Source organism: Sphingomonas sp. Mn802worker (assembly GCF_000382485.1).
In the GTDB taxonomy this organism is placed as follows: domain Bacteria; phylum Pseudomonadota; class Alphaproteobacteria; order Sphingomonadales; family Sphingomonadaceae; genus Sphingomonas.
The window spans coordinates 106,498-133,093 of the sequence record NZ_AORY01000011.1; the positions used below are offsets into that span (position 1 = coordinate 106,498).

Sequence of the window (26,596 nt, forward strand, 5' to 3'; positions counted from 1 at the left end):
CCGCCCTCAACCCGCGATCGCCCAGGTGACCGCGGCGGTCAGCCCGATCAGCATGACAAAAGCATAGGTGTAAACATATCCCGTCTGGACGCGCCCCGCCATGCGGCTGCCGACCTGGACCAGCCACGCCGATCCGTTCGGACCGAAGCGATCGATCGTCCCCTCATCGCCCTTGTGCCACAAGAGGCGCCCGATCGCGAACGCGGGCCGGACAAAGAGGAAGTTGTAGAGCTCGTCGATGTACCACTTGTTCAACAGGAAGCGGTAGATCGGCTGGAACGTGTCCGCGGCCTTCGCCGGCGTCGACGGCGAGCGGATGTAGCTCGCCCAGGCGATCAGCAGCCCGGTCAGCATCACGATCGTCGCCGACAGCTTCACCAGCAACGGCACGCCGTGCATCGAGTGCATCAGATGCTCGTTGAACGCGATCGCGCCCTTCCAGAACCGCTCACCCGCATCCGGCTCGATGAACCAGCCGTGGAAGGTGAAGCCAGCAGCCACTGCGCCGACCGACAGGACGATCAGCGGGATCAGCATCGGCAACGGACTTTCGTGCGGGTGGTACCCGCCGGTGCCGACCGGAATTTCGTTGAACCCGCGCGTCTCGACATGCGGTGTGTGGCCGGCATCCTCGTGCGCGACGTCGCCGTGATGATGCTCGGCCTGCTTGCCGTGCTCATGCACCTCGTGATCCGCCGCATGCGTCTTATCCCCGGCGTGGTCATGCCCATGCGCGTGCGCGTCGTGGATCGCGTGCTGGATGTGCTCCGACGCGGCCCAGCGCGGCTTGCCCCAGAAGGTGAGGAACATGAGCCGCCACGAGTAGAAGCTCGTCAGCAGCGCAGCGAACACGCCGACCATCGACGCGACCGGCGATCCTGCCGCCCAGCTCACCTCGATGATTGCATCCTTCGAGTGATAACCCGCGAACCCGCCGATCCCGTAGATGCCGACGCCGGTGATCGCGAGCGTACCAAGCAGCATCGCCCAGAATGTGACGGGGATCTCCTTACGCAGGCCGCCGTAATAACGCATGTCTTGTTCGTGGTGCATTGCGTGGATCACCGAACCCGCGCCCAGGAACAGCAGCGCCTTGAAGAAGGCATGCGTGAACAGGTGGAACATCGCCGCGCCGTACGCGCCGACGCCGGCGGCGAAGAACATGTAGCCGAGCTGCGAGCAGGTCGAATAGGCAATCACGCGCTTGATGTCGGTCTGCGTCGTGCCGATCGTGGCCGCGAACAGGCAGGTCGCCGCACCGATGAAGGTGACGAAACCCAATGCTGTCGGACTGGTCTCGAACATCGGCGACAGGCGGCACACCATGAACACGCCCGCGGTCACCATCGTCGCGGCGTGGATCAGCGCCGACACCGGGGTAGGACCTTCCATCGCGTCGGGCAGCCAGGTGTGAAGACCAAGTTGCGCCGACTTGCCCATCGCGCCGACGAACAGCAGCAGGCACAACACCGTCATCGTGTCGGCGCGGAACCACAGGAATCCGATCGTCGACCCTGCCATTGACGGCGCGGCGGCGAGGATCGCCGGGATCGAGACGGTGTTGAACACCAGATAGGTGCCGAAGATGCCCAGCATGAAGCCCAGGTCACCGACACGGTTGACGACGAACGCCTTGATCGCGGCCGCATTGGCGCTGGGCTTACGGAACCAGAACCCGATCAGCAGGTAACTCGCGAGGCCGACGCCTTCCCAGCCGAAGAACATCTGAATCAGATTGTCGGCGGTCACGAGCATCAGCATCGCGAAGGTGAACAGGCACAGATAGGCGAAGAAGCGCGGCTGATCCGGGTCCTCCGCCATGTACCCCCACGAGTACAGGTGGACGAGCGCGGAGACGCTGGTGATGACGACCAGCATGACCGCGGTCAGCGCGTCGACGCGCAGCGCCCACGAGACGTCGAACGTGCCCGAGGTGATGAAGTGCAGCACCGGCGTGACGGTCGCTTCCGCGCTGCCGCTCAGATAGCCGATGAAGATCGGCCACGACAGCAGGCACGACACGAACAGCGCGCCGGTTGTGATGACCTTCGCCGGCACTACGCCGAGCGAGCGATTGCCCAGCCCGGCAATCGCGGCCGCAACCAGCGGCAGGAAGACGATGAAGAGGATCGAGTGCACGGACGTCTTATCCCTTCATCCGGCTGGGATCGTCGACCGAGATCGAGCCGCGACCACGGAAGAAGATGACCAGGATGGCGAGCCCGATCGCGGCTTCGCCCGCTGCTACGGTCAGCACAAACATCGCGAACACTTGACCGACCAGATCATGCAGCGCGGCCGAGAAGGCGACGAGGTTGATGTTCACGGCCAGCAGGATCAGCTCGATCGCCATCAGGATGACGATGATGTTCTTGCGGTTGAGGAAGATGCCCAGCACCCCCATCGTGAACAGCAGCGCCGCCACGACCAGATAATGGACGAGGCCAACGCCGCCCGCGATTTCGCCGCTCACAATTGCACTCCCTGCCCGATCTCGGGCCGCACGTTGCGCGTCGCGTCCTGTGGACGACGCGCATTCTGCCGCGCGATGTTCTGATAACGCGAGCCCGACCGTTCACGGTGGGTGAGCACGATCGCGCCGATCATCGCGACCAGCAACACCAGCCCCGCGCCCTCGAAGATGAACAGGTAGCGCGTGTAGAGCAATTGCCCGATCGCCTCGATGTTCGGGACCGCGGCATCGGTCGGCGCCGTGCGCCGCGCGAGATTGATCCCGCCCGCGCTCCACGCGCCGACGCCGATCAGGATTTCCGCGACCAAAGCGACCGCCAGCAGCAGGCCGAGCGCCGCGTAGCGCACGAACCCTGCCCTCAACTCCGCGAAATCGATGTCGAGCATCATGACAACGAACAGGAACAGCACCGCGACCGCGCCGACATAGACGATGACGAGCAGCATCGCGATGAACTCCGCCCCCACCAGCACCATCAGGCCGGCGGCGTTGAAGAACGCCAGGATCAACCACAGCACGGAATGGACCGGATTGCGCGACAGGATCGTCAGCGCGCCCGAAAGCAGCACGACGAGCGCGAACAGGTAAAAGGCGAGCGCCTGGATCACGATATTCTACGAGCCCCTTTGGTGCCTGTCGATTTTGGCGGCTGTCGGTCTTGGCGCGCGCTTAACGGTACGGCGCGTCGGCGGCAAGGTTCGCGGCGATTGCGCGTTCCCAGCGGTCGCCGTTGTCGAGCAGCTTGGCCTTGTCGTAGATCAGCTCCTCGCGCGTTTCGGTCGCGAAATCGAGGTTCGGACCTTCGACGATCGCGTCAACCGGGCACGCTTCCTGACACAGGCCGCAGTAGATGCATTTGGTCATGTCGATGTCGTAGCGCGTCGTGCGGCGACTGCCGTCGTCGCGCGGCTCGGCCTCGATCGTGATCGCCTGCGCCGGGCACACCGCCTCGCACAGCTTGCACGCGATGCAGCGTTCCTCCCCGTTCGGATAGCGACGCAGCGCGTGCTCGCCGCGGAAACGCGGTGACAGCGGGTTCTTCTCGAACGGATAGTTGATCGTCGCTTTGGGCTTGAAGAAATACTTCAGCGTGAGGGCGTGCGCCTTCACGAACTCCCACAAGGTGAACGACTTGATCGTCTGCGCGATACTCATTTCAAATCCCCACGCGCATGAACATCAGCACGCCCGACACCAGGAACACCCAGAACAGCGACAGCGGCAGGAACACCTTCCACCCCAGCCGCATCAGCTGGTCGTAACGGTAACGTGGCACCGTCGCCTTGATCCAGGAGAACACGAAGAAAAAGAACAGGATTTTGGCGAACAGCCAGATGATACCCGGCACGAAATACAACGGTGCCCAGTCGAACGGCGGCAGATACCCGCCCCAGAACAGCGTCGCGTTGAGCGTGCACATCAACAGCACGTTGGCGTACTCGCCCAGCCAGTAGAGCGCGAAACTCATCGAGCTGTACTCGGTCTGGTAACCGGCGACGAGCTCCGACTCAGCCTCGGTCAGATCGAACGGCGCCCGCTGCGTCTCCGCCAGCGACGAGATCAGGAACACCACCGACATCGGGAACAGCAGCGGATTGAACGCGAAGCCGTTGATGAAGCCGTACAGCCCCTTCTGCGCCTCGACGATCCCGGTCAGGTTGAACGTCCCCGCCCACATCACGATCGAGATCAGCACGAAGCCGATTGCGACTTCGTAGCTGACCATCTGCGCCGCGGCGCGAATGGCGGAGAAGAACGGGTATTTGGAGTTGGACGACCAGCCCGCCAGGATGATGCCGTAAACGCCGAGCGACGACGCCGCGAGCACGTAGAGCAACCCGACGTTGATGTTGGCGAGCACCACGCTCGGCTGGAACGGCACCACCGCCCAGACGATCAGCGCGACCGTGAAGGTGATGATCGGCGCGAGCAGGAACAGCCCACGGTTTGCCGCCGAAGGGACGATCGTTTCCTGCAGGAACACCTTCAGACCGTCGGCGAAGCTCTGCAGCAGCCCGAAAGGGCCGACGACGTTAGGGCCGCGACGCAGCGCCATCGCCGCCCAGATCTTGCGATCGGCGTAAATGATCATCGCCACCGCCAGCATCAGCGGCAGCGCGATCACCAGAATGCCGATGATCGTCGCCAGGAACCACGACCAGCCGTACGACAGACCCAGCGTTGTGTTGAAGAAGCCGGTCACTCCGCTGCCTCCGCGAAGCTCTCACCGTGGATCAGTTCCGCCGAGCAGCGCTGCATTGTCGGCGATGCGCGGCAGATCGCGTTGGTGAGGTAGAAGTCCTTGATCGGATAGCCCTCGATCCGCCCCGATGCGGTGGCGTCGAGCGACGGCGGGTTCCACGCGAACGTCCTGAGCCCGAGCGTCGCCAGATCAGGGCAGTCGAGTGCCATCGCAGCGCGCAGTTCCTCGAGCGTGTCGAACGACAGCGTCTTGCCGAGCTTGTCCGACAATGCGCGGAAGATCGCCCAGTCCTCGCGCGCGTCGCCCGGCGGGAAGCCGGCGCGCTCGCCGCGCTGCACACGACCCTCGAGGTTCACGAACGTGCCCGACTTCTCGGCGTAGCTCGCGCCCGGCAGGATCACATCGGCGTGGTGCGCGCCGCGATCACCGTGGTGACCCACGAACACCTTGAAGCCGCTGAACCTGGAGAAATCGCACTCGTCCGCGCCCAGGAAGAAGGCGAGCTTCGCATCATGCAGGTCGGCAATACCGCCCTTCGATGCATAGCCCTGCATCAACCCGCCCATCCGGCTAGCCGCCATGTGGACGACGTTGAAGCCGTTCCAGCCGTCCCGCACCAGGTTGAGGCTGTTGACGAGCCCCAGCGCCGCGCCGTGCGCGCCCTTCAGCGCCGCACCGCCGACGATCACCATCGGCCGCTCGGCCTTGCCGAACGCGTTCGTGACTGCCTCGGGCAAGTCGCCCAGGATCGACAGATCGTCGCCCAGCCACTCGACCTTGTAGGTCAGCTCGGTTTCGGGTCCGATCGCGAACACCTTCGCGCCGCGCTTGATCGCCTTGCGCACGCGCGTGTTCACCAGCGCGGCTTCCCAGCGCAGATTGGTGCCGACCAGCAGGATCGCGTCCGCTTCCTCGACGCCTGCGATCGTGGTGTTGAAGTTCACCGCCGCGAGGCTGGACGTGTCATAGTCCATGCCGGTCTGCCGACCCTCGAACCTGGCCTCGCCCAGTTCGTTCAGCAGCGCCTTGGCCGCGAACATCGTCTCGCAGTCGACCAGATCGCCCGCGACCGCCGCCACCGAGCCGCCGTGATCGACCGAGGCGATGGTTGCGAACGCCTCGTCCCACGTAACCGCGTGCAGCTTGCCGTCGCGGCGCACGTACGGACGGTCGAGCCGCTTGCGCACCAGCCCGTCGACCGCGTGGCGCGTCTTGTCGGTCGCCCACTCCTCGTTCACGTCGTCGTTGACGCGCGGTACCGCACGCAGCACCTGCCGCCCGCGTGCGTCGAGCCGGATGTTGGTGCCGACCGCGTCCATCACGTCGATCGACAGCGTCTTGCGCAGCTCCCACGGCCGCGCCTCGAAGGCGTAGGGCTTGGCTGTAAGCGCGCCGACCGGGCACAGATCGACGACGTTGCCCGACAGTTCGCTCGTCACCGCCTCCTCGAGATAGCTGGTGATCTGCATGTTCTCGCCGCGATAGATCGCGCCGATCTCCTCCACGCCCGCGACTTCCTCGGCAAAACGGACGCAGCGCGTGCACTGGATGCAGCGGGTCATGATCGTCTTGACGATCGGCCCCATGTACTTCTCGGTCACCGCACGCTTGTTCTCGGCGAAGCGCGAGCGCCCGCGGCCGTAGGCGACCGACTGGTCCTGCAGGTCGCACTCGCCGCCCTGATCGCAGATCGGGCAGTCGAGCGGGTGATTGATCAGCAGGAATTCCATGATGCCCTCGCGGGCATGCTTCACCATCGGCGTGGTGGTGAACACTTCCTGATTGTCCGCGGCGGGCAGCGCGCACGACGCCTGCGGCTTGGGCGGGCCGGGCTTCACCTCGACCAGGCACATGCGGCAATTGCCCGCGATGCTCAGTCGCTCATGATAGCAGAAGCGCGGGATCTCCTTGCCCGCAATCTCGCACGCCTGAAGGACCGTGGCACCGGCAGGCACCTCGACCTCGATCCCGTCTACTTTCAGCTTGGGCATGGTTACTTCTTCTCGGAAACAGCCGCCGAAGCCGACGGCGTGCTCAAATTCTGGTAATAGACCGCCGCGGCTAGCGCCAAACGCAATCCCGCACGGCTGCTCGTCAAGGTCGTACCACGAATCAGGCACTGCGAGATCAGCGGCATGAGCGTCTGGAACGCCGCAGCCTCCTGCGGCGAAGCAGGCTCGGACTTGACCAGCGCGGTAGAGGTGACGCGGTCGCGCTCGACGAGGCAGGTCGCCATCTCCTGAACGACACGATGCGGCACGTCGCTCGTCATCCACGTGCCGGCGGCGAGTTTATCGCGGGTAGGAACAGCAAAGTTCGCTTCTGCGCTCAAAAGAGCCTCTGACAGCGCTTCTTGGAAAAGCGTTACACTCAACTTCATCTGACCCGCATAGGCGACCCGATCAAAACACGCCGGCAGTTTAGCTTGCAGCGAGGACGTCAACCCAGGCTGGCTTGCATAATTATTCAGGTACTCGGCGACACCCGGACCAGCCTTCTCTAACAAACAGCTTGCCATCGTCCGCGTGTACCGAATCGCGTCATCACCCGAACTTACAGTCAAGTTTTGTAGGTCATCGTCTCCAACCCTGCTGACCATCGCCGTCCGAGAGCCGGGGATACGACTACCCGTATGCTGCGCCACCGCGGCACACGGCAGCACAGCCGCAACCGACATCAGAATGGCAACCCCTCGCCTCACTCCGCCGCTTCCTGCATCGGTGCCAGCGAACCGGCCGCGCCGCCACGCTCGTTGATACGGCGCTCCAGCTCGGGGCGGAAATGCTTGATCAGGCCCTGGATCGGCCAAGCCGCGGCGTCGCCCAGCGCGCAGATGGAATGGCCCTCGACCTGCTTGGTCACCTGCTGAAGCATGTCGATCTCGCCGATCTCGGCGTCACCGGTCCGCAGCCGCTCCATCACGCGCCACATCCAGCCGGTGCCCTCACGACACGGCGTGCACTGGCCGCAGCTCTCGTGCTTGTAGAAGTATGAGATACGGCTGATCGCGCGGACGACGTCGGTCGACTTGTCCATGACGATGACGGCGGCGGTGCCCAGACCCGAGCCGACGCCCTTCAACCCGTCGAAATCCATCGGACAGTCGATGATGTCCTTCGCCGGCACCAGCGGCACCGACGATCCGCCCGGGATCACCGCGAGCAGATTGTCCCAGCCGCCGCGAATGCCGCCGCAATGCTTCTCGATCAGCTCGCGGAAGCTGATGCTCATCGCTTCCTCGACCACCGTCGGCTTCTCGACGTGGCCGCTGATCTGAAACAGCTTGGTGCCCTTGTTGTTCTCGTTGCCGAAGCTGGAAAACCACGCCGCACCGCGCCTGAGGATCGTCGGCGCAACCGCGATCGATTCAACGTTGTTGACCGTCGTCGGGCAGCCGTAGAGGCCCGCTCCCGCCGGGAACGGCGGCTTGAGGCGCGGCTGGCCCTTCTTGCCCTCTAGGCTCTCGAGCATCGCGGTTTCTTCACCGCAAATGTACGCGCCCGCCCCGCGGTGGACGAACACGTCGAAGTCGTAGCCCGACCCGCACGCATTCTTGCCGACCAGACCGCGGTCATACGCCTCGGCGACCGCCGCGAACAGCACCTCGGCCTCGCGGATATATTCCCCGCGAATATAGATGTAGGCCGCCCGCGCGCGCATCGCGAAGCCCGCAACGAGCGCACCCTCGATCAGCTTGTGCGGATCGTGCCGCATGATCTCGCGATCCTTGCAACTGCCAGGCTCGGATTCGTCGGCGTTGATGACCAGGAAGTTGGGACGGTCTGGCTTGGGCTCCTTGGGCATGAAGCTCCACTTCGTGCCCGTCGGGAACCCCGCACCGCCGCGCCCGCGTAGACCCGACGCCTTGATTACGTCGATGATCTTGTCCTGGCCGAGCGCCAGCAGGTCCTTGGTGTTGTCCCAATCACCGCGCTGCATCGCGGCGTCGACCCGCCACGACTGGAAGCCGTACAGGTTGGTGAAAATACGATCCTTGTCGGCGAGACTCATGCCTGCTGCTCCACCGCCTCGGGCTGCGCTACCTGCCCCCATTCACCGCGGTAATCGTGGTTCTCGTTCACCATCGCCGTCAGCGTCGTCGGACCGCCGTACGGCTCAACCGTGTGACGCCCCGGCTCCTGCGATCCGGGCTTGGGAGTGCCACCGTTCGCCAGTGCCTCAAGGATCGCTGTGGTGCGATCGTAGTCGAGATCCTCGTAATTGTCGTCGTTGATCTGGACCATCGGCGCCGACGCGCAATTGCCCATGCACTCGACCTCGGTCAGCGTGAACAAGCCGTCGGGGGTGGTGCGGCCCTTGATCAGCCCCTTGTTCTTGCACGCGGCGAACACGTCGTCCGACCCGCGCAGCACGCACGGCGTCGTGCCGCACACCTGGACGTGGAAACGCCCTACCGGAGCCAGGTTGAACATCGTGTAGAAGGTAGCGACCTCGAATACGCGGATGTACGGCACGCCGATCTCACGCGCGACGAACTCGATCACGGGCACGGGCAGCCACCCTTGCGTGTGCGTCTCGCGGCCGACTTGACGCTGCGCCAGATCGAGCAGCGGGATCGACGCCGACTGCTCGCGGCCGGCCGGGTAGCGCGCCATGATCGCATTGCGCTTCTCGCGGCTCTCATCGTCCCACGCGAACGCACCCCAGCGCACGCGGGTCTCGGCTTCGTCGGGGATCTGCGGTCCGTCAGCCATCAGCGATGTTCCGTAAGGTCGAGGCGGCTCTCGATCCGCTCGACACGATCATTCAGGCGGTCGAGGCGGCTGTTGACGCCCGACGTTGCGATAATGGAGCTGCCGAGGTGCTCCTCGACCATCGTCATCCGTACCTTCAGGTCACGCACGTCGTATTTCAGCTCCGACAGGTCGGTCTGCATCTTCTGCATGACCGAGTAGATCAGTTCGTTGGTGACGCTCTCACTCAACGATCACACTCCCCGAACACGATGTCCATCGCGCCCAGGATGGCCGTCGTGTCCGCCAGCATGTGGCCGCGGCTCATGAAGTCCATCGCCTGCAAATGCGAGAACGCCGTCGGGCGGATCTTGCAGCGATACGGCTTGTTGCTGCCGTCGCTGACCAGATATACGCCGAACTCGCCCTTCGGGCTCTCGGTCGCGACATACACCTCGCCCGCGGGGACGTGATAGCCTTCGGTGTAGAGCTTGAAGTGATGGATCAGCGCTTCCATCGACTGCTTCATCTCGGCGCGCTTGGGCGGGACCACCTTGCGGTCGAGGCTGGCGATCGGCCCCTCTGGCATCTCGTTCAGGCACTGGCGAATGATGCGCGCGGACTGACGCACCTCCTCCACGCGGACCATGAAACGATCGTAGCAATCGCCGCGCGTGCCGACCGGCACGTCGAAGTCCATGCGGTCGTAGACGTCGTAGGGCTGCGACTTGCGCAGGTCCCACGGGATTCCTGCCGCACGGATCATCGGGCCCGAGAAGCCCCAGGCGATCGCGTCGTCGCGGGAAACCGTACCTATGTCGACGTTGCGCTGCTTGAAGATGCGGTTGTCGGCGACCAGGCTGATCGCGTCCTCGAACAAACGCGGCAGCCGCGTGTCGAGCCAGTCGGCGATGTCGGTCAGCAGCTTCAGCGGCACGTCCTGGTGAACACCGCCCGGCCGCATGTAATTGTGGTGCATACGCGCGCCCGACGCGCGCTCAAAGAAGCCGTAGCAATCCTCGCGGATTTCAAACAACCACAGGTTAGGCGTCATCGCGCCCACGTCCATCACATGGCTGCCGAGGTTTAGCATGTGGTTGGAAATGCGCGTTAGCTCCGCGAACAGCACGCGCAGATATTGCGCGCGCAGCGGCACCTCCAGATCGAGCAGCTTCTCGATCGCGAGCACAAACGTGTGCTCCATGCACATCGGCGAGCAGTAATCGAGCCGGTCGAAATACGGGATCGCCTGCGCGTACGTCTTGTACTCGATCAGCTTCTCGGTGCCGCGGTGGAGGAGGCCAACGTGCGGGTCGATCCGCTCGATGATCTCGCCGTCCAGCTCCATGACGAGGCGAAGCACGCCGTGTGCCGCAGGGTGCTGCGGGCCGAAGTTGATCGTGTAGTTCTGGATCGCAACATCGCCCGCGCTTGGGTGCGAGGCGTCGGTCGCGTGGATGATCTTCTCGACCGCGGGATCGACCTCGCGGTCGACGGCCATGTCCTTCTCGACAAGCGTGTCGGTCATTGGTTCTGCCCTCCCTTGCCCGGCGCGACATCGGGATCGCGCGGCTCGGGCTTGGAATCAGGATTGCTCTTGCCGGCGCCGGTCTCGGCGGTGCTCGCCGCGTCCTTCTTGGCGTACGGCTCGCTCGATGCGGAGGGCGGCTGCTTGTCGCTCTCGCTTGCGCCGGCCTTCTGCACCTGCGTGGCGGTCACCGGCGTCTGCGCGCCCTTGGCCTGAGGCAGCGCGGCATCCTTCGCCTTCTCGTCGCCCGGTAGCACGTATTCCGCGCCTTCCCACGGGCTCATGAAATCGAAGCTGCGGAAATCCTGTGCGAGCTGGACCGGCTCGTACACGACGCGCTTCTGCTCCTCGGAATAGCGCATCTCGACGAAGCCGGAGAGCGGGAAGTCTTTGCGAAACGGATGGCCGCGAAAGCCGTAGTCGGTCAGGATGCGGCGCAGGTCCTGGTTGCCCGCGAACAGCACGCCGTACATGTCGTACACCTCGCGCTCGAGCCAGCCCGCGACCGGCCACAGTCCCGTGACGCTCGGCACTGGCGTATCCTCTGACGCGCGCACGTGGACGTGCAGACGGTGGTTACGCGTCAGCGAGAGCAGGCAGTAGACGACCTCGAACCGCTCGACCCCGCGATCGGGATAGTCGACGCCCGCGATCTCCATCAGCTGCTGGTATTCGAGGCCCGGCGTGTCGCGCAGCACGGTCAGCGCACCGATCAGCGCCTCGCGCGTCACGTGCAGCTGCACCTCGCCCGCACGCGCGAACGCGTCGGTCAGCCCGCTGCCGATCGCGCGCTCGGCCGCCGCGATCGTCTCATCGTTCAAGCTATAGGCATAAGCCGGTGCCGGCGCCTTCATCGCTCGATGCTCCCGCTGCGGCGGATCTTACGCTGCAACTGCATGATGCCGTAGAGCAACGCCTCCGCGGTCGGCGGGCACCCCGGCACGTAGATGTCGACCGGCACAACGCGGTCACAACCGCGCACCACCGAGTAGCTGTAGTGATAGTAACCGCCGCCGTTGGCGCAGCTGCCCATAGAGATGACGTACTTCGGCTCCGACATCTGGTCGTAGACCTTGCGCAGTGCCGGCGCCATCTTGTTGCACAACGTCCCAGCGACGATCATCACGTCCGACTGTCGCGGGCTCGCGCGCGGCGCGGCACCGAAGCGTTCGAGGTCGTAGCGCGGCATGTTGACGTGGATCATCTCCACCGCGCAGCACGCGAGACCGAACGTCATCCACCACAAAGAGCCCGTACGCGCCCATTGGAACAGCTCCTCCGAGGAGGTAACCAGGAAACCCTTGTCGGTCAGCTCGCCGTTCAGGCTATCAAAGAAGCCTTGGTCGGGCGCGACGACCGAGCGGTCGGTTTCCGGCGCGTTGACGAGCCCTACGGGTCCGGAGTGCACTTCTACTCCCACTCCAACGCTCCCTTCTTCCACGCGTACACGAGACCGAGCGCCAGCTCCGCGATAAATACCATCATGCTGATCCACGCCGTCCATCCGAGCGAGAAAACGCTTACCGCCCAAGGATATAGGAACGCCGCCTCGAGATCGAAGATGATGAACAAAATGGCAACGAGATAAAAACGCACGTCGAACTGGCTGCGACTGTCCTCGAACGCGGGGAAACCGCACTCATATTCGGACAGCTTCTCCGCGGTCGGCTTGTGCGATCCGGTGATCCGCGACACCGCCATCGGCAGGAACACGAACGCCGACGACAGGACAAGCGCGACCCCCAGGAACATCAGGATCGGCAGATATTGCGACAGGTCGACCAATGTCAGACTCTCGATATGGCTTGCATGGGTTCGTACTGCATATGCGAACGAATGCCCGCCGCTTTAGGCTCCGCGACAGAGGCGGGCAAGGTTTGCGGGGCGTGAGAATGAATCGCAACACGCCTGACCAATCCGCGGAAGGGGGAAGCTTCCGACCTCAGCAACTCAACGAAGCGATTGCGCCACCATCTTGTGCAGCCTCGAGTGCAGGCTATCGTTCGACGCCAGGAACTCGTTGCGCTCCATGTAGCGGTCGCCGCCGCGGAAATCGGTGACGAAGCCGCCCGCTTCCTTGACCAGCAGCACGCCCGCCGACACGTCCCACGGCTTCAGGTCGCTTTCCCAAAAGCCATCGAAGCGCCCGGCCGCGACCCAGGCAAGGTCGAGCGTCGCGGCGCCCAGCCGCCGGATGCCCGCAACCTGCGGCGCGACCGCACCGAAGATTCGCGTCCATTGCACGAAGTCGCCGTGCCCCATGAACGGGATGCCGGTCGCGATCAACGCCTCCGACGGTTCGCGTCGCGCCGAAACGCGCAACCGCTGGTCCTGCAACCACGCACCGCGGCCTTTTTCGGCCCAGAAACTCTCGTCGGTCAGCGGCTGGTAGGTCAGTGCGGTCGTGATCTCGCGCTTGCCGTTCGGCAGCGGCTCCTCGACCGCAATCGAGATCGCAAAATGCGGAATGCCGTGGAGGAAGTTCGACGTACCGTCGAGCGGGTCGACGATGAAGCGCGGCTTGGTCGGATCGCCTTCGATCTCGCCGCGCTCCTCCATCAGGAAACCCCAGTCGGGCCGCGCCTTTGACAGTTCCTCGTACAGCGTCTGCTCGCAGCGTTGATCGGCCTGGCTGACGAAATCGGCCGGCCCCTTGCGGCTGACCTGCAACTGCTGGACCTCGTTGAAGTCGCGACGCAGCCGCGGCGCGGCCTTGCGCGCCGCGCGCTCGATGATCGTGAACAGGCCGGAATGGGATGGCATGATAAAAGCCCTCGCCCCTCCGGGGAGAGGGTTTGGCAGAGGGGAGCCCCACGCACCGTCGCGTGAGGGAGATGGTCGCCCCGGCGGCCCCTCCCCGGCCCTTCGTCGAGGGCGGTAACTTGTCGGCAGCCCGCCGCGGGAGAAGCCCGCGGCGTCGGTCGCGCCTTACGGCACGCCGGCCGGGCGACGGATTGTGCGATTAGCTTGCGCTAATCGTCTCAATCCGCACGCCTCACATACGTCTGCTCATAAACATCAACGACGATCCGCGTGCCGGCCGAAATGTGCGGCGGCACCATCACGCGGACGCCATTGTCAAGGATCGCGGGCTTGTAGCTCGAAGAGGCGGTCTGCCCCTTCACGACCGCATCGGCCTCAACGATCTCGGCCTCAATCGTGTCGGGCAACTGCACGCTGATCGCCTCGTCGTCGTACAATTCCATGACGACATCCATGCCGTCCTGCAGGAACGCGGCGGCATCACCCAGCAGATCGCGCGGCAGCGTCACCTGATCGTAGGTCTGCTTGTCCATGAAGACGAGCCCGTCGCCGTCGGCGAACAAGAACTGGAAATCCTTGGTGTCGAGCCGCACGCGCTCGACCGACTCTGCCGAGCGGAAACGGACGTTGTTCTTGCGCCCGTCGCGCAGGTTCTTCAGTTCCACCTGCATGTACGCACCACCCTTGCCGGGCTGCGTGTGCTGGATCTTCACGGCGCGCCAGATGCCGCCTTCATACTCGATGATGTTGCCGGGACGGATGTCCACGCCGCTGATCTTCATGGATCTCGCCTATGGAAAAGAGCTGGGGCCTCGCCGCACGCGCGGGAAGCCCATGCCCGCCACTTAGCGCCCGGAGCGCGGACGGGCAAGAAGCGGATACGGGTCGACGCTCTCACCCTGCCACCAGCGCTCGCCCGCGCCCATACGCGACAGGCCGAAATGGAGGTGGTAATTGCCAGCACCCGCATTGCCGCTGTCGCCGACATAGCCGAGCAGCTGACCACGCCCGACCCGCAACCCCTCGCGCAGACCCGACGCATAGCCGGCGAGATGCGCGTAATAATAGACCCAACGCCCGTCCGCGGACCGCTGATACAAAGTCGTCCCGCCGCGCCCGCTCTCGAACAGCTTTTCGATCCAGCCGTCCGCGGTCGCGATCACCGGCGTGCCGCCCGGCGCCATGATGTCGATGCCCTGGTGCCCGCGCTCGCCACCCTCGCGCGCCTCGCCCCAGCTGTCGTGCAGCGCCTCACGCCTAACGCCCGCGACCGGCACGCTCAGCCCTGCGCCGTCACTCGCCGACGATGGAGCCACCACTGTCTCGTCAGCGCTGCGGCTCACGCGCGTGGGCACGCCACCGAACGACAGCATCGACGCGAAACCGACCCCGACCACGACAATGATCAGCAGGATGATGGCGCCGAGCCGGGTCATAGCACCGCTATGAACGGCGGACCGACGCGCTCGTCAAGCGCGCTGTCAGCGATCAGCGCCGATGCGCGTCGGCCAGTGCCGCCTCGAACGCCTTCACCGCCGCGACCTCGTCGCCGTTCCACACCGACCCTGACGCCGCAACGAAGTCTGCGCCCGCTGCCACCAGCGGCGCGACATTGTCGGGCGTGATCCCGCCGATAGCCACGCTCGGTAATTCGAACAGCGTCGACCACCACGACAGGATCGACGGCTCGGGGTGATGCTTCACGTGCTTGGTCGTGGTCGGGTAGAAAGCACCGAAAGCGACATAATCCGCATTCGCCTCGCCTGCTTCCATCGCCAGATGGCGGCTGTCGTGGCACGTCACCCCGATTTGCACTTTCGGCCCGAGCAGCGCGCGCGCATCACGCGCGTCGTCATCGTCCTGCCCGAGGTGCACGCCATCCGCGCCCAGCCGCTTGGCAAGGCTCGCGCTGTCGTTGACGATGAACGCGACATCGTGCTCGGCGCAGATCGCCTGCAGCGGCTCGGCCAGCTTCGCCGCGGCGTGCTGGTCGATGTCCTTTACGCGGAATTGGAACGCCGCAACCGGACCTGCGCCGAGTGCGCGGCGCAAACGGTCGGGAAAGCCCCCGCTTACGTCCAGTGGCGAGACAAGGTACAATTGGCAGGCCGGCCGTCGATCGTCGCGCCGGAAAGCGGTCGCGAAACCGGGGTCGAGCGGGCCGAGCGGGTCTTCGATATCCATCGAACCGCACTAGCGCTTCGCCACTTGGGACGAAAGCGCCAACGCCGACCTGTGCGCGTTCGCAGCGGCCCATTGAAGAGCCGCCGCGATCATAACGCCTTATTCCTCGTTCTTGTAGATCGCGATCAGCTTGGCGAGCATCTCCAGCGCCTCGCCGCGCTCACGCTGGAAGGTGTTGCGTCCGATGATCGAGCCGTTGCCCCCACCGTCGCGGATGTCGCGCGCGTCCTGGTACACCGCGTCCGCGCCCTTCGACGCGCCGCCCGAGAAGACCACCACGCGCCGTCCGGCGAAGCTCGCCTGCACGACATGCGCGACGCGCTTGGCCTGCGTTGACGCGTCGAGCTTCTCGTATGCCTTCTTGGCGTCCTTCTGCTCGATATGCGCGGTCGGCAGCTTCACCTTGATGATGTGTGCGCCCAGCAATGCCGCCATGTGCGCCGCGTACGCGCCGACGTCGAGCGCGAGTTCGCCGTCCTTTGTCAGGTCGCCGCCGCGCGGGTACGACCAGATCACCGTCGCGAGGCCCGCAGCCTCGGCCTCTTCGCGGAGCGCACGGATTTGCTCGATCATTTCGAAAATGTGGTCGGAGCCCGGATAGATCGTAAAGCCGATCGCCGCGCAACCGAGCCGCAACGCATCCTCGACGCTGCCGGTCTGTGCCTGGTTGATGCTCGTCGCCCAGCTGTTCGATGAATTGACCTTCAGGATCGTCGGGATTTGCCCCGCGAACGTGTCGGTGCCTGCCTCCAGCATGCCGAGCGGCGCTGCATAAGCCGACAGCCCGGCGTCGATCGCGATTTGGTAATGGTAATGCGGGTCGTATGCTGCCGGATTGATCGCGAACGAGCGCGCGGGGCCATGCTCGAACCCCTGGTCGACCGGCAGGATCACCACCTTGCCCGTGCCGCCCAGCTTGCCGTGCATCAGGATACGCGCGAGATTGGCCTTCACCGCCGGGCTGGTGCCCTCGTATTTGTCGAGGATGTTCTTGACGATCGGGGTCATGTTCAGCTCCTATTGCTCTGTAATCACAAGGTAAGCCAGCGCCGCAGCGCCTGGTCGACCTGTTCCATCCGGGTCGGTGATGCATGGCCGATCACTTTGACGATCCGATGACGCCTGACCGACGTGATCCGATCCACCTGCACCTCGCATTCGACCGACAGGCCGGTATGTTCCTGCGGCGAGATCGCGACGCGGAACAGCGACTCGCCGCCGATGGTGGCGGTCAATGGGCAGAGCGTGATCGTCGCGTGGGTGTCGTTGAACAGGTCGGCCTGCACGACGACGCTCGCGCGCGGCGCAGCATCGCCGGTCGGGTCGGCGACCATCACGATCGCGCCATGTCTGATTTCGGGCGTCTTCAATGGTCGACCGTGACCTCGAAGGATTCAACTGCCTCCCAGAACGCGTGATCCTTGCTCGTCTCGCGTCGCGATGCGCGCAGCGACTGCCGCCGCGCCTCGCGCCGGAACGCCTCGTCATGCAAGTCGACGTAACGCCTGACCGCCTCGCGCGCGATGTCGCTCTTGCTGCGTCCCTGCGAACGCGCGACCGCGGCGAGACGCTGTTCCAGCTCCTCGTCCAGTCGCACACCCAGCATTTCGCGCACCCTTGTTTAACGTGTTAAACGCAGCTCTACGCTTCCTTGCAAATGCGTGCAAGCAGCGTTGACGTGTCATGCGCACCGTCACAGCATCGCTGCGGGGGGATGATCGATGATGAAACGATGGCTAGCAGCCGCCGCAGCGGCCCTGATGTGCGCTGCACCCGCGAGTGCGCGCCTGCCGAAGGTCGGTGAGGTCGCGCCCGATTTCACCTTCACGCTGATGGACGGCAGCAAGGTGTCCCGGGATGACCTGAAAGGACAGGTGGTGCTGCTCAACTTCTGGGCGACATGGTGCGTGCCGTGCCGCAAGGAACTGCCGCTGATCGACCGATATTATGATATTCAGAAGAAGCACGGCTTCCGCGCGTTCGCGGTCACGACCGAGGACTCGCTACCGTTATACCGCATGAAACCGTTGTTCGCCGCGATGCCGATCCCGGCGGTGAAGCGGTCGAAGGGGCCGTATTCGGAAGTGTCGGCAGTGCCGATGAACTACATTATCGATCGCGCCGGACGCATCCGTTATGCCACCGCCGGCGCGTTCGACCTCGACACGCTCAACAAGGTCATCGTGCCGTTGTTGCAGGAACCCGCCCCCGCCGGCTGAGCGCGCGACCGGACCGGCCGCGCGCTTGCGACATCAGCGTGCGAGCGCCGCCACGCCGGGCAGTTCGCGCCCTTCCATCCATTCAAGGAACGCGCCGCCGGCAGTCGACACGAAGCTGAAGTCTCCCGCGACGCCAGCCTGGTTGAGCGCCGCAACCGTGTCGCCGCCGCCCGCGACCGAGACGAGCCCGCCTTCCTTGGTCAGCGCCGCCGCGGTACGCGCCAGCGCGACCGTCGCCGCATCGAACGGCGGCGTCTCGAACGCGCCGAGTGGACCGTTCCACACGAGCGTGCGGCAGTTCTTAAGCACATCGCCCAGCGACTCGGCTGCGGCAGGTCCGATGTCGAGGATCATCTCGTCCGCGGCGACCTCGTGGACGTTGACGGTGCGCGTGTCCGGGTTCGGCTTGAACTCACGCGCGACCACGACGTCGTACGGCAGGTGCACGGTGCAGCCCGCCCTGTCCGCCGCGTCGAGGATTTCCTCCGCGGTACCGGTCAGGTCGTGCTCGCACAGGCTCTTGCCCACATTCACGCCGCGCGCCGCGAGGAACGTGTTCGCCATGCCGCCGCCAATGATCAGGTGATCCACCCGCGCGACCAGATGCTTGAGCACATCGAGCTTGGTCGACACCTTGGCACCGCCGACGACCGCGGCGACCGGATGCTCGGGATTGCCCAGCGCCTTCTCCAGCGCATCGAGCTCCGCCTCCATCTGACGCCCGGCATAGGCGGGCAAGCGGCGCGCGAGGCCCTCGGTCGAGGCATGCGCACGGTGCGCGGCAGAGAAGGCATCGTTGACGTAGAGGTCGCCCAGCCCGGCAAAGCGATCAACGACTTGCGCGTCGTTCTTCTCTTCGCCGCCGAAGAAGCGCGTGTTTTCCAGCACACCCACGTCGCCCGGCTGCATCGTCGCGATCGCCGCCTCTGCACCCTCCCAGTCGATGTAGCGTACCGCGCGGCCGAGCACCGCCTCGTACGGCTTGACGATCTGCGCCAGCGACATCTCCGGCGACGGCACGCCCTTGGGACGGCCGAAATGCGCCAGGATCAGCACGATCGCGCCCTTGTCGGACAGCTCCGCGATCGTCGGAATGGTCGCACGCAGACGGGTATCATCGCTCACATGCCCGTCGTGCAACGGTACGTTCAGATCCTCGCGAACGAGGACGCGGCGGCCGTGGACATCGCTGATGTCGTCGAGCGTTCGGAAGGACTTGTCCATGTTTCCTCGATCCTGATTTCGTCACCGACGGCGATCACGCCGCCTTGTCTCACCATTGCGCACGCGCCGCCGCGCCAGTCGGGCAGCAGCGCCGCCTTCAATCCCGGTGCCAGTGCTTCCATCCGCTCGCACGGATCGGTCTCGCGCGTGATCTCCAGCACCACGTCGACACCGATCCGAAGCAGCGTACCCGGCACCTGCGGCAGGTCGAACTGGTCGATCAACAGGTTGGAACGCCGCTCCTCCCAGCCGATGCTCCGTCCGATCTCGGCCAGCGCCGCCGCCCAGTCGCCGCGTTCGATCAGCGTCATCTGCCGCTTGTACGGCTTGCGCTTCATCGCGCCGCGATAGTCGCCGTGGATGCCCTCCTCGCACGTCACGACTGCGCGGTCGATTAGTTCCATCGGCGCCTTGGGGAAGGCATGGCGCGCGATGCCGAGGAGGATGCCCATCGTGGTTCCGTGTTGATGCGCTGCCGCGGGGCTGCCGCAACGGCGAAGGTTGTCAGCCGAAGTTCGCCATCGCGGTGGCGGTGTCGACCATGCGGTTGGAGAAGCCCCATTCGTTGTCGTACCACGTGACCACACGCACCAGCTTGCCGTCGATCACCGCCGTCTCAAGGCTGTCGACCGTCGACGAATACGGCGTGTGGACGATGTCGATCGAGACGAGCGGCTCGTCGGAGAAGTGCAGCACGCCCTTCATCGGACCTTCCGCCGCCGCCTTGAGCAACTCGTTGACCTCGTCGCGCGTCGTGTCGCGTGCGGGCGTGAAGGTCAGATCGACCAGGCTGCCGTCGGGCACCGGCACGCGGACGGCTGATCCGTCGAGCTTGCCCTTCAGCTCGGGCAGCACCTCGCCCACCGCGCGCGCCGCGCCCGTGGTGGTCGGGATCATGCTCATCGCCGCCGCACGCGCACGGCGCAGGTCGGGGTGGATCTGGTCGAGGATCTTCTGGTCGTTGGTATAAGCGTGGATGGTGGTCATCAGCCCGCGCTCGATCCCGATCGCATCGTTCAGCACCTTGGCGACCGGCGCCAGGCAGTTGGTCGTGCACGACGCGTTAGACACGATCGTGTGCCCGGCCTCCAGCTTGTCGTCGTTGACACCGTAGACGACGGTGATGTCGACGCCTTTAGCGGGTGCCGAGATCAGCACTTTCTTTGCGCCCGCATCGATATGCTTCTGCGCGCTCTCGCGGTCGGTGAAGAAGCCGGTGCATTCGAGCACGATGTCGACGCCCAGTTCCTTGTGCGGCAAATTGGCAGGGTCGCGCTCGGCGGTCACGCGGATGCGCCGCCCGTCGATCACCAGGTCGTTGCCCTCGGCCTCGACCGTGCCGTTATAGCGGCCATGGACGCTGTCGCGGCTGAACAGCCACGCGTTCGACTTCGCGTCGGCGAGATCGTTGATCGTCACGAGTTCGAGCTCGCTGTTCCGCTCGAGCAATGCGCGCGCCACCAGGCGGCCGATCCGCCCGAAACCGTTGATCGCTACCTTCGTCATCGCCGTTCCCTCGCCCGGTTGTTCGCAATTGCAGCGGCCTTTGCCGGGCAAGCGGGGCATGCGTCAACCGCATCGGACGTATTCGTTCACCTATGCCTACACGCGGGACGAAAACCAGTGTCTTGCCCGGCCGCCGGTGCCTGCCTATCGCTTGCCTTCATGGATCATCCGGCACTCGCGCGCATCGAACAGGCGATTGAACGAATCGAAGCGGCGATCGCGCGCCGCCGCGTCGCAGCGGAGGCAGTGGCCGAGCGTCACGCTGCGCTGAAATCGCGCATGGCGGAGGCGGTCGCCGCGCTCGACGCGGTGATGGCGCGCGAGGGAGCCGAATAATGGCGATGGTCACGCTCAAGATCGGCGATCTCTCCTACGAGGTCGCGTGCCGCGACGGCGGCGAGGCACGGCTGTTGCAGGCGGGCGCCTTGATCGACGAGCGTTGGGCGGCGGCCAAGCGTGCGGCGGGCAGCGGCGGGGTGCCGCGCACGTTCCTGCTCACGGCACTGATGCTTGCGGACGCGCTGATCGAGGCGCGCGAGGCACCCCCGCCCGAGACGCCCGCCGATGTCGCGCTCGGGCGCATCGCCGAACGGCTCGAAACACTCGCCGCAGCCCTTGAGGACGAGGGCACGAAGCCCTAAGTCATGTGGCGGCGGGTTCTGCCCGGTACGAGCCAGACTTATCCCTGAGGCTATTCATCATCCAAAGGGGGTTGTCCCTGCCCGGATCCTGGTCCGACGTATATGATCCCCACCTGACGTACCGTGCGTCAGTGGATATACCGGCAAACGACCATGGCGGTCCCGCCACCCGCCCTGCGCCACGGCGTTCAGCATGACCGACAAGAAACGGCTCCGCGCCGAGATGCGCCGCGCGCGCGACGCCTTCGTCGCCGCCGCACCCCGCGCGTTCTCCGTGCCAGCCCGACTGCGTGCCATGCTCCGCCGCGACATGATCGTCGCAGCCTATATGCCGATCGGCAGCGAGGCCGACCCTGCGCCACTCGTCGCCGCTGCGCGTGCAGCGGGATGCCGCGTCGCGTTGCCGCATGTCGTTGATCGCGAAACCGCGCTTGCGTTTCTCATCTGGGACGAGAACGCGCCGCTCCTCGACGGACCATTCCGCCTGCGCCAGCCGGCCGAGAATGCCGAGCCGGTCACGCCCGACCTCGTCCTCACCCCGCTGGTCGCATTCGACCGCGCGCTCAACCGGGTCGGGCAAGGCGCTGGCCACTATGATCGCGCGTTTGCACAATCTTCCGATGCCGCCCGCGTCGGCGTCGCGTGGAGCATTCAGGAGGTTGCCCGGATCGACGCCGATCCGTGGGACGCGCCGCTCCACGCGATCGTCACCGAACAGGAATGGATCACGCGATGACACCCGACTGGCGCAAACCCGTGGGCATGCTCGCCATCCTCGCGTTGATCTTCATCTGGTCGCTGGTGATCATGTCGCTGTCGGGCGTGGTCGGGCGCTGGCACTGGACGCTCCAGTTCGCTTTCTACCTCGTCGCGGGCATCATCTGGATCACGCCGCTCAAGCCGCTGCTACGCTGGATGGAGACCGGCCGCTGGCGCGCGTAGCCGCGGTATGGACCAACGATGATGCTGTCGTAATAACGCCGGCAATGGCGCGAGTGACGGGGCTCGAACCCGCGACCTCCGGCGTGACAGGCCGGCGCTCTAACCAACTGAGCTACACCCGCTTGCAAAGCGTGAAGGCGCGCCAACTAAGCTGGCGCCCCTTGCGTGTCAACACGCTGACTTCGACCACCACGCTCGCGTTATGGCGAGGGGAATGGCGCGAGTGACGGGGCTCGAACCCGCGACCTCCGGCGTGACAGGCCGGCGCTCTAACCAACTGAGCTACACCCGCTTGTAGAAGCGTGAGGCGCGGCTGCTAGGCGGCGCCCGCCCCCCTGTCAACCGGATCGCGTATCGTCGTCGAAGTTTTTCGCGTCCCGTTCGCGCCCGCGCACCAAGGTGCCGTGCTCGAACAGGAAACCGGTGATGTCGGGCCGCCCCGCCGCCCCGATCACCGTCTGCACGATGATCAGAATCGGCACCGCCAGCAGCGCTCCTGCGGTGCCCCAGACCCAGCCCCAGAAGCTGATCGAGATGAGGATCAGCACAGGGTTGATCGTCAGCCGATGTCCGACGATCAACGGCGTCACCACATTCGCCTCGACCAGATGCACGCCGTACATGATCGCGGGCGCGGTCAGCGCGGTCCAGATGTCGTTGAACGTCATCAAGCCGCCGATCGCCAGCAGAACCGCCGCGATCACCGGCCCGAAATAGGGAATGTAGTTCAACAGCACGACGATGCCGCCCCACATCAATGGAAACGGCATGCCGATCAGGTACAGCGCAGTTGCGATGATCGCGCCCAGCGCGATGTTGATCGCGGTGATCGTGCCGAGGTACGACGACACGTCGTCGACCACGTCCTGCAACACGCGCGCGGTCGCCATCGCGCCGCCGAAGCTCGACCGCTCGGTGATCATCCGTTGCCGCAGTCGCGTCCAGCCGCTCAGGAAGAAGTATGCGACGAGGATGGCGTAGAACACCTGCACGATGAACGCAGGCGCGCTGGTCGCGGCGAGCTCGACGATCGAGCTGGGCGGCGACACCGCGGCGCTGGGCGACGGGCGCACCGGCGATGACGCCACCTGCCGCAGCGTGCGGTTCACGTAATGCTCGAGGTTGGAATAAAGATCGAGCAGCGGTCGCAGGTTCGACTGGATTCGCCCGATCCGCGACGGCAGCAGCCGGAAGAAATCGGTTGCGGGCACGACGATCGCAGCGATCGCGATATTGGCGGCGACGAGGAACAGGATCACGCACATTAGTGCCGCGATCGGCGACGGCAGCCGCCGCCGCTCAAGCCATTGCAGCAGCGGGATCAGCGCCAGCGACACCACCAGCGCGACCGTCGTCGGCAAAAAGAACTCCGACCCCGACTTCAACGCGAACGGCAGACCCACCATCAATCCGACGCCAGCCGTCAGCGTCAGCGAGGCCAGCAACCGGTCACGCCGCTGCGCGATCCGCGCGTCCTCGCCCGGCGTGGACGGAAGACCGAACACACCCGCAGGCGCAGGCTCGGCCGGGCCGGTCAGTGGGTCAGCCGGAGTGACGACAGGGTCGGGAAGATCAGCCATGTACCTCCACGCGTACCGCCAATCGGCACCCGCGAATATCCCCGACGCGCACACGTGCGCTCAAACGTCGATTTTACCCCATGGTCCGGTGTCGAGATACAGATAATCGGCATCGAATTCGCCGATCCGGGCAAGCCGGGCCGCGTCGCCGACCCGCACTTCGCCACGCGCGACATCGGCGACGCCTTCCTCACGCAATCGGCGCAGCGTGCGGTTGACGTGGACACTGGTCAGCCCGCACGCCTCGCCGATATCCTGCTGCGTCAGCGGCAGCGCGAACACATCCCCGGTGACGCGCCCGATCGCCTCCATCCGTGCGTGCACCTCACAGATGAAATGCGCGACCCGCCCGGCGGCATCGAGTCGCCCGAGCCGGAAGATCCACTCGCGGTGCATCGCCGCGTCGAGCAACGTGGAGCGCCACAGCATCTTCGCCAGCCGCGGATGGTCGCGCATGATCTGGTCGATCCGGCCGTGCGCGACCATCGCCACGCGCGACTCGACGATCGTCGCGACGTCGTGATCGAGCCGTTGCAGCGTATAGCCGTGCATGTCGACGAAATCGCCCGGCACGTGATAGGCGAGCAGCTGGCGATAGCCGTCACGCGCATCGAGGTAGCGGCACATCGCGCCCTCGATCAGCAGCGTGCTCTCGCGCACCCGGTCGCCGCGGCGGGTGATTGCGGTGCGCGCCGGGAACGTCTCGATGCGATCGATCGCCTGTTCCAGCGCCGCCCATTCGTCGGCGGTCAGCACTTGTCGCCCGCGCCCGCGCAGGAAATCGTCGGTCACCCCCAACTATTCGCTCCCTCGATCAGTCGCGGAAAGCTTTACGCGGCGACCGGGTCCTCGAACAGCGTCTTCAGGTCGCGCTTCAGGATCTTGCCGTTGGCGTTTCGCGGCAGCGTCTCGGGCACGAAGCGGACTGCGACCGGCACCTTGAACGCGGCCAGCCGCGCGCGCACCCACGCCTGCAATTCCGCCTCGGTCGCGCTCGCACCCGGCGCCAGGTGGACCACTGCTGCGGGCTCCTCGCCCAGGATGCGGTGCGGCAGCCCGATCAGCGCGCAGTCGGTGACGGCCGGATGGTCGTACAGCACGTTCTCGATCTCGGTCGAATAGATGTTCTCGCCACCGCGGATGATCATGTCCTTGGCGCGGTCGAGGATGAAGCAGAACCCTTCCTCATCGACGCGCGCAAGGTCGCCGGTGCGGACCCAGCCGTCGACAAAGGTCGCCGCGCTCGCCTCGGGCTTGTTCCAATACCCCTTCACGATCATTGGCCCGCGCGCCCACAATTCGCCGACCTCGCCGATCGGCAGCTCGGTGACGCCGTCGTCAGCCATGATCTTCAGGTCGGCGACCGCGACGGGCGGGCCGCAGCTCTCGGGCCGGTGGATGTAATCCTCCGCGCCGTGCGTGGTGACGGTCGCGGTCGTCTCGGTCATGCCCCAGCCGTTGGTCGGGATCGCGCGCAGGTCGCCCGCAATCTTGCGCACCAGCTCGGGCGCGGAGGGCGCGCCGCCGTAGCCGACCGCCTCCAGGCTGGAGAGGTCGTATTTGTCGCGATCGGGATGCTCCAGCAACTGCCATGCGATCGTCGGCACGCCGCCGGTCGAATTGACCTTCTCGCGCTCGATGATCTCGAACGCGCGCAACGCCTCGAATTTGCGCATGTAGATGCTGGTGTGCCCTGCCGCCATCGCGCCCATCAGCCCGGCGGACAGCGCAGTCGCGTGAAACAGCGGAATGACGGTCAACCCGACGCGCGGTTGCGGCGCGGGAATCGGATCGCCGCGTCGCAGCAGCATCCGTGCGCCGGCGTAGCCTGTCGACATGATGTTGGTCATGAAATTGCGATGCGTGCCGAGCGCGCCCTTCGGCTTGCCGGTCGTGCCGCTGGTGTAGAGGATCGTCGCGTCGTCCTCGGGCACCAGTCCGGCGTCGGGCAGCGGACGCTCGGGTAGCGCACGCCACTCGTTCGGAATGCCGATCGCATCCTCCAGCCGCGTGGCGGGCGACTCCAGCGGCGCGGTCGCGCGGCTGACCAGCACATGCGCCGGCGCGGGCAGTTCGGCCAGATGCGGCGCGATCCGGTCCCAGCGCTCACCGTCGCACACCAGCAATGTCGCGCCCGAGTCGTCCAAACCGTAGGTCAGCTCGTCCCCGGTCCACCACGCATTCAGCGGCACCGCGATCGCGCCAAGGACGGTCGCGGCGAAGAAGGCAACCGGCCATTCGGGCAGGTTGCGCATCGCCAGCGCGACGCGGTCGCCCTTTCTCACGCCGTGCTCGCGATATACTTCGGCCAGCGCAACGATCGCGCGATATTGCGCCTCGTAGCTGACGCGCTCGTCCTCGTAGATCGTCGCCAGCCGCTCGCCATGGGTACGTGACAGCGCGACCAGCGCACCCATATGCGGCGGCGCGTTCTTCCACACCCGCGTCGGCACGCCGCGAATGTCGATCGTCTCCATCTCGAACCGGGCACCCGGCGCGCACAGCGCGCGTTCTACCGCGTCGAGCGTCATCGCCGGCCACTTGCCCGCATCTGCCATCGCCTGTGTCGCCACGCACCGTCTCCGTTGCTCAGGTCCACCCGAATCTTGAAGATCGGGTTCGCTTGCGTGTGAGGTTAG

The 26,596-nt window shown here is 65.3% G+C and carries 32 protein-coding genes and 2 tRNA genes; 5 read left to right on the plus strand and 29 right to left on the minus strand.

Annotated elements, in window-relative coordinates; genetic code table 11:
* Positions 1 to 6: 6 nt before the first annotated feature.
* From nuoL to SMN802W_RS0109285, 21 genes are all read right to left on the minus strand, one after another.
* Entirely contained in the window at positions 7 to 2,139 is a 2,133-nt protein-coding gene (gene nuoL / locus SMN802W_RS0109185) for an NADH-quinone oxidoreductase subunit L (protein ID WP_019516612.1), read from the minus strand.
* Between the two features lie 7 nt (positions 2,140 to 2,146).
* A complete protein-coding gene (gene nuoK / locus SMN802W_RS0109190) occupies positions 2,147 to 2,461 on the minus strand; it encodes an NADH-quinone oxidoreductase subunit NuoK (protein WP_037523803.1) in 315 nt (104 codons plus the stop codon).
* An 8-nt stretch (positions 2,462 to 2,469) separates the two neighbouring features.
* Positions 2,470 to 3,081 (minus strand): NADH-quinone oxidoreductase subunit J, encoded by a 612-nt coding sequence (locus tag SMN802W_RS0109195; RefSeq protein ID WP_019516614.1) that lies wholly within the window; start codon positions 3,079 to 3,081, stop codon positions 2,470 to 2,472.
* Positions 3,082 to 3,142: 61 nt separating this feature from the next.
* Positions 3,143 to 3,628, minus strand: coding sequence for an NADH-quinone oxidoreductase subunit NuoI (gene nuoI / locus SMN802W_RS0109200; protein ID WP_019516615.1), 486 nt, complete (start codon positions 3,626 to 3,628; stop codon positions 3,143 to 3,145).
* Position 3,629: 1 nt separating this feature from the next.
* Entirely contained in the window at positions 3,630 to 4,676 is a 1,047-nt protein-coding gene (gene nuoH, locus SMN802W_RS0109205) for an NADH-quinone oxidoreductase subunit NuoH (RefSeq protein WP_019516616.1), read from the minus strand.
* Entirely contained in the window at positions 4,673 to 6,667 is a 1,995-nt protein-coding gene (gene nuoG, locus SMN802W_RS0109210) for an NADH-quinone oxidoreductase subunit NuoG (protein ID WP_019516617.1), read from the minus strand. Before nuoG ends, nuoH begins: the two co-directional genes overlap by 4 nt.
* Positions 6,668 to 6,669: 2 nt before the next feature.
* Positions 6,670 to 7,194 (minus strand): hypothetical protein, encoded by a 525-nt coding sequence (locus tag SMN802W_RS18255; RefSeq protein ID WP_156818806.1) that lies wholly within the window; start codon positions 7,192 to 7,194, stop codon positions 6,670 to 6,672.
* Between the two features lie 179 nt (positions 7,195 to 7,373).
* Positions 7,374 to 8,687, minus strand: coding sequence for an NADH-quinone oxidoreductase subunit NuoF (gene nuoF / locus SMN802W_RS0109220; RefSeq protein ID WP_019516619.1), 1,314 nt, complete (start codon positions 8,685 to 8,687; stop codon positions 7,374 to 7,376).
* Complete coding sequence (locus tag SMN802W_RS0109225; RefSeq protein ID WP_019516620.1) at positions 8,684 to 9,391, minus strand: complex I 24 kDa subunit family protein; 708 nt, start codon at positions 9,389 to 9,391, stop codon at positions 8,684 to 8,686. The genes nuoF and SMN802W_RS0109225 overlap by 4 nt, the downstream gene beginning before the upstream one ends.
* Complete coding sequence (locus SMN802W_RS0109230; protein ID WP_019516621.1) at positions 9,391 to 9,621, minus strand: hypothetical protein; 231 nt, start codon at positions 9,619 to 9,621, stop codon at positions 9,391 to 9,393. The genes SMN802W_RS0109225 and SMN802W_RS0109230 overlap by 1 nt, the downstream gene beginning before the upstream one ends.
* Positions 9,618 to 10,898, minus strand: a complete 1,281-nt coding sequence (locus SMN802W_RS0109235) for an NADH-quinone oxidoreductase subunit D (RefSeq protein ID WP_019516622.1) — start codon at positions 10,896 to 10,898, stop codon at positions 9,618 to 9,620. Before SMN802W_RS0109235 ends, SMN802W_RS0109230 begins: the two co-directional genes overlap by 4 nt.
* Positions 10,895 to 11,752, minus strand: coding sequence for an NADH-quinone oxidoreductase subunit C (locus SMN802W_RS0109240; protein ID WP_019516623.1), 858 nt, complete (start codon positions 11,750 to 11,752; stop codon positions 10,895 to 10,897). The genes SMN802W_RS0109235 and SMN802W_RS0109240 overlap by 4 nt, the downstream gene beginning before the upstream one ends.
* Positions 11,749 to 12,306: a NuoB/complex I 20 kDa subunit family protein gene (locus SMN802W_RS0109245; RefSeq protein WP_019516624.1), complete on the minus strand. Its 558-nt coding sequence runs from the start codon at positions 12,304 to 12,306 to the stop codon at positions 11,749 to 11,751. Before SMN802W_RS0109245 ends, SMN802W_RS0109240 begins: the two co-directional genes overlap by 4 nt.
* 2 nt (positions 12,307 to 12,308) lie before the next feature.
* Positions 12,309 to 12,683, minus strand: coding sequence for an NADH-quinone oxidoreductase subunit A (locus SMN802W_RS0109250; RefSeq protein WP_019516625.1), 375 nt, complete (start codon positions 12,681 to 12,683; stop codon positions 12,309 to 12,311).
* A gap of 165 nt (positions 12,684 to 12,848) precedes the next feature.
* On the minus strand, positions 12,849 to 13,661 hold the full coding sequence (locus SMN802W_RS0109255) for an inositol monophosphatase family protein (protein WP_019516626.1): 813 nt from the start codon (positions 13,659 to 13,661) through the stop codon (positions 12,849 to 12,851).
* 218 nt (positions 13,662 to 13,879) lie between these two features.
* Positions 13,880 to 14,443 (minus strand): elongation factor P, encoded by a 564-nt coding sequence (efp, locus tag SMN802W_RS0109260; RefSeq protein ID WP_019516627.1) that lies wholly within the window; start codon positions 14,441 to 14,443, stop codon positions 13,880 to 13,882.
* 63 nt (positions 14,444 to 14,506) lie between these two features.
* A complete protein-coding gene (locus SMN802W_RS0109265) occupies positions 14,507 to 15,097 on the minus strand; it encodes a M23 family metallopeptidase (protein WP_019516628.1) in 591 nt (196 codons plus the stop codon).
* Between the two features lie 52 nt (positions 15,098 to 15,149).
* The gene (gene thiE / locus SMN802W_RS0109270) at positions 15,150 to 15,845 is read right to left on the minus strand and encodes a thiamine phosphate synthase (protein WP_019516629.1); all 696 of its coding nucleotides are present in this window, start codon (positions 15,843 to 15,845) and stop codon (positions 15,150 to 15,152) included.
* 99 nt (positions 15,846 to 15,944) lie between these two features.
* Positions 15,945 to 16,853, minus strand: coding sequence for a class I fructose-bisphosphate aldolase (locus SMN802W_RS0109275; protein WP_019516630.1), 909 nt, complete (start codon positions 16,851 to 16,853; stop codon positions 15,945 to 15,947).
* A 23-nt stretch (positions 16,854 to 16,876) separates the two neighbouring features.
* Entirely contained in the window at positions 16,877 to 17,215 is a 339-nt protein-coding gene (locus tag SMN802W_RS0109280; protein WP_019516631.1) for a type II toxin-antitoxin system PemK/MazF family toxin, read from the minus strand.
* Positions 17,212 to 17,451, minus strand: a complete 240-nt coding sequence (locus SMN802W_RS0109285) for a ribbon-helix-helix protein, CopG family (RefSeq protein ID WP_019516632.1) — start codon at positions 17,449 to 17,451, stop codon at positions 17,212 to 17,214. Before SMN802W_RS0109285 ends, SMN802W_RS0109280 begins: the two co-directional genes overlap by 4 nt.
* 154 nt (positions 17,452 to 17,605) lie before the next feature.
* On the opposite strand from SMN802W_RS0109285, the gene SMN802W_RS0109290 reads away from it, so the two are divergent.
* Positions 17,606 to 18,064: a TlpA family protein disulfide reductase gene (locus SMN802W_RS0109290; protein WP_019516633.1), complete on the plus strand. Its 459-nt coding sequence runs from the start codon at positions 17,606 to 17,608 to the stop codon at positions 18,062 to 18,064.
* A 33-nt stretch (positions 18,065 to 18,097) separates the two neighbouring features.
* On the opposite strand, the gene SMN802W_RS0109295 is transcribed toward SMN802W_RS0109290, so the two are convergent.
* Genes SMN802W_RS0109295 through gap form a run of 3 tightly spaced genes read right to left on the minus strand, consistent with a single transcriptional unit; the run spans position 18,098 to position 20,794 of the window.
* Positions 18,098 to 19,288, minus strand: coding sequence for a phosphoglycerate kinase (locus tag SMN802W_RS0109295; RefSeq protein WP_019516634.1), 1,191 nt, complete (start codon positions 19,286 to 19,288; stop codon positions 18,098 to 18,100).
* Positions 19,213 to 19,740, minus strand: a complete 528-nt coding sequence (locus SMN802W_RS0109300; protein WP_019516635.1) for an MOSC domain-containing protein — start codon at positions 19,738 to 19,740, stop codon at positions 19,213 to 19,215. The genes SMN802W_RS0109295 and SMN802W_RS0109300 overlap by 76 nt, the downstream gene beginning before the upstream one ends.
* Before the next feature lie 52 nt (positions 19,741 to 19,792).
* Positions 19,793 to 20,794 (minus strand): type I glyceraldehyde-3-phosphate dehydrogenase, encoded by a 1,002-nt coding sequence (gene gap / locus SMN802W_RS0109305; protein ID WP_026325951.1) that lies wholly within the window; start codon positions 20,792 to 20,794, stop codon positions 19,793 to 19,795.
* 159 nt (positions 20,795 to 20,953) lie between these two features.
* Between gap and SMN802W_RS18580 the strand changes: the two genes are divergently transcribed.
* The 4 genes from SMN802W_RS18580 to SMN802W_RS0109325 all read left to right on the plus strand — a co-directional run bounded on the left by SMN802W_RS18580 (position 20,954) and on the right by SMN802W_RS0109325 (position 22,377).
* Positions 20,954 to 21,130: a hypothetical protein gene (locus SMN802W_RS18580; protein ID WP_019516637.1), complete on the plus strand. Its 177-nt coding sequence runs from the start codon at positions 20,954 to 20,956 to the stop codon at positions 21,128 to 21,130.
* Positions 21,130 to 21,435: a cell division protein ZapA gene (locus tag SMN802W_RS0109315; RefSeq protein WP_019516638.1), complete on the plus strand. Its 306-nt coding sequence runs from the start codon at positions 21,130 to 21,132 to the stop codon at positions 21,433 to 21,435. Before SMN802W_RS18580 ends, SMN802W_RS0109315 begins: the two co-directional genes overlap by 1 nt.
* Positions 21,436 to 21,628: 193 nt before the next feature.
* Positions 21,629 to 22,171 (plus strand): 5-formyltetrahydrofolate cyclo-ligase, encoded by a 543-nt coding sequence (locus SMN802W_RS0109320; protein ID WP_019516639.1) that lies wholly within the window; start codon positions 21,629 to 21,631, stop codon positions 22,169 to 22,171.
* Positions 22,168 to 22,377, plus strand: coding sequence for a DUF2842 domain-containing protein (locus tag SMN802W_RS0109325; protein WP_026325952.1), 210 nt, complete (start codon positions 22,168 to 22,170; stop codon positions 22,375 to 22,377). Before SMN802W_RS0109320 ends, SMN802W_RS0109325 begins: the two co-directional genes overlap by 4 nt.
* 45 nt (positions 22,378 to 22,422) lie before the next feature.
* On the opposite strand, the gene SMN802W_RS0109330 is transcribed toward SMN802W_RS0109325, so the two are convergent.
* The 5 genes from SMN802W_RS0109330 to SMN802W_RS0109350 form a co-directional block, all read right to left on the minus strand.
* A tRNA-Asp gene (locus SMN802W_RS0109330) sits at positions 22,423 to 22,499 on the minus strand.
* Between the two features lie 93 nt (positions 22,500 to 22,592).
* Positions 22,593 to 22,669 (minus strand) — tRNA-Asp (locus SMN802W_RS0109335).
* A 46-nt stretch (positions 22,670 to 22,715) separates the two neighbouring features.
* Positions 22,716 to 23,957, minus strand: a complete 1,242-nt coding sequence (locus SMN802W_RS0109340) for an AI-2E family transporter (RefSeq protein WP_019516641.1) — start codon at positions 23,955 to 23,957, stop codon at positions 22,716 to 22,718.
* Between the two features lie 60 nt (positions 23,958 to 24,017).
* Complete coding sequence (locus tag SMN802W_RS0109345) at positions 24,018 to 24,749, minus strand: Crp/Fnr family transcriptional regulator (protein ID WP_019516642.1); 732 nt, start codon at positions 24,747 to 24,749, stop codon at positions 24,018 to 24,020.
* Between the two features lie 38 nt (positions 24,750 to 24,787).
* A complete protein-coding gene (locus tag SMN802W_RS0109350) occupies positions 24,788 to 26,515 on the minus strand; it encodes a class I adenylate-forming enzyme family protein (RefSeq protein WP_051083570.1) in 1,728 nt (575 codons plus the stop codon).
* Between the last annotated feature and the right edge of the window lie 81 nt (positions 26,516 to 26,596).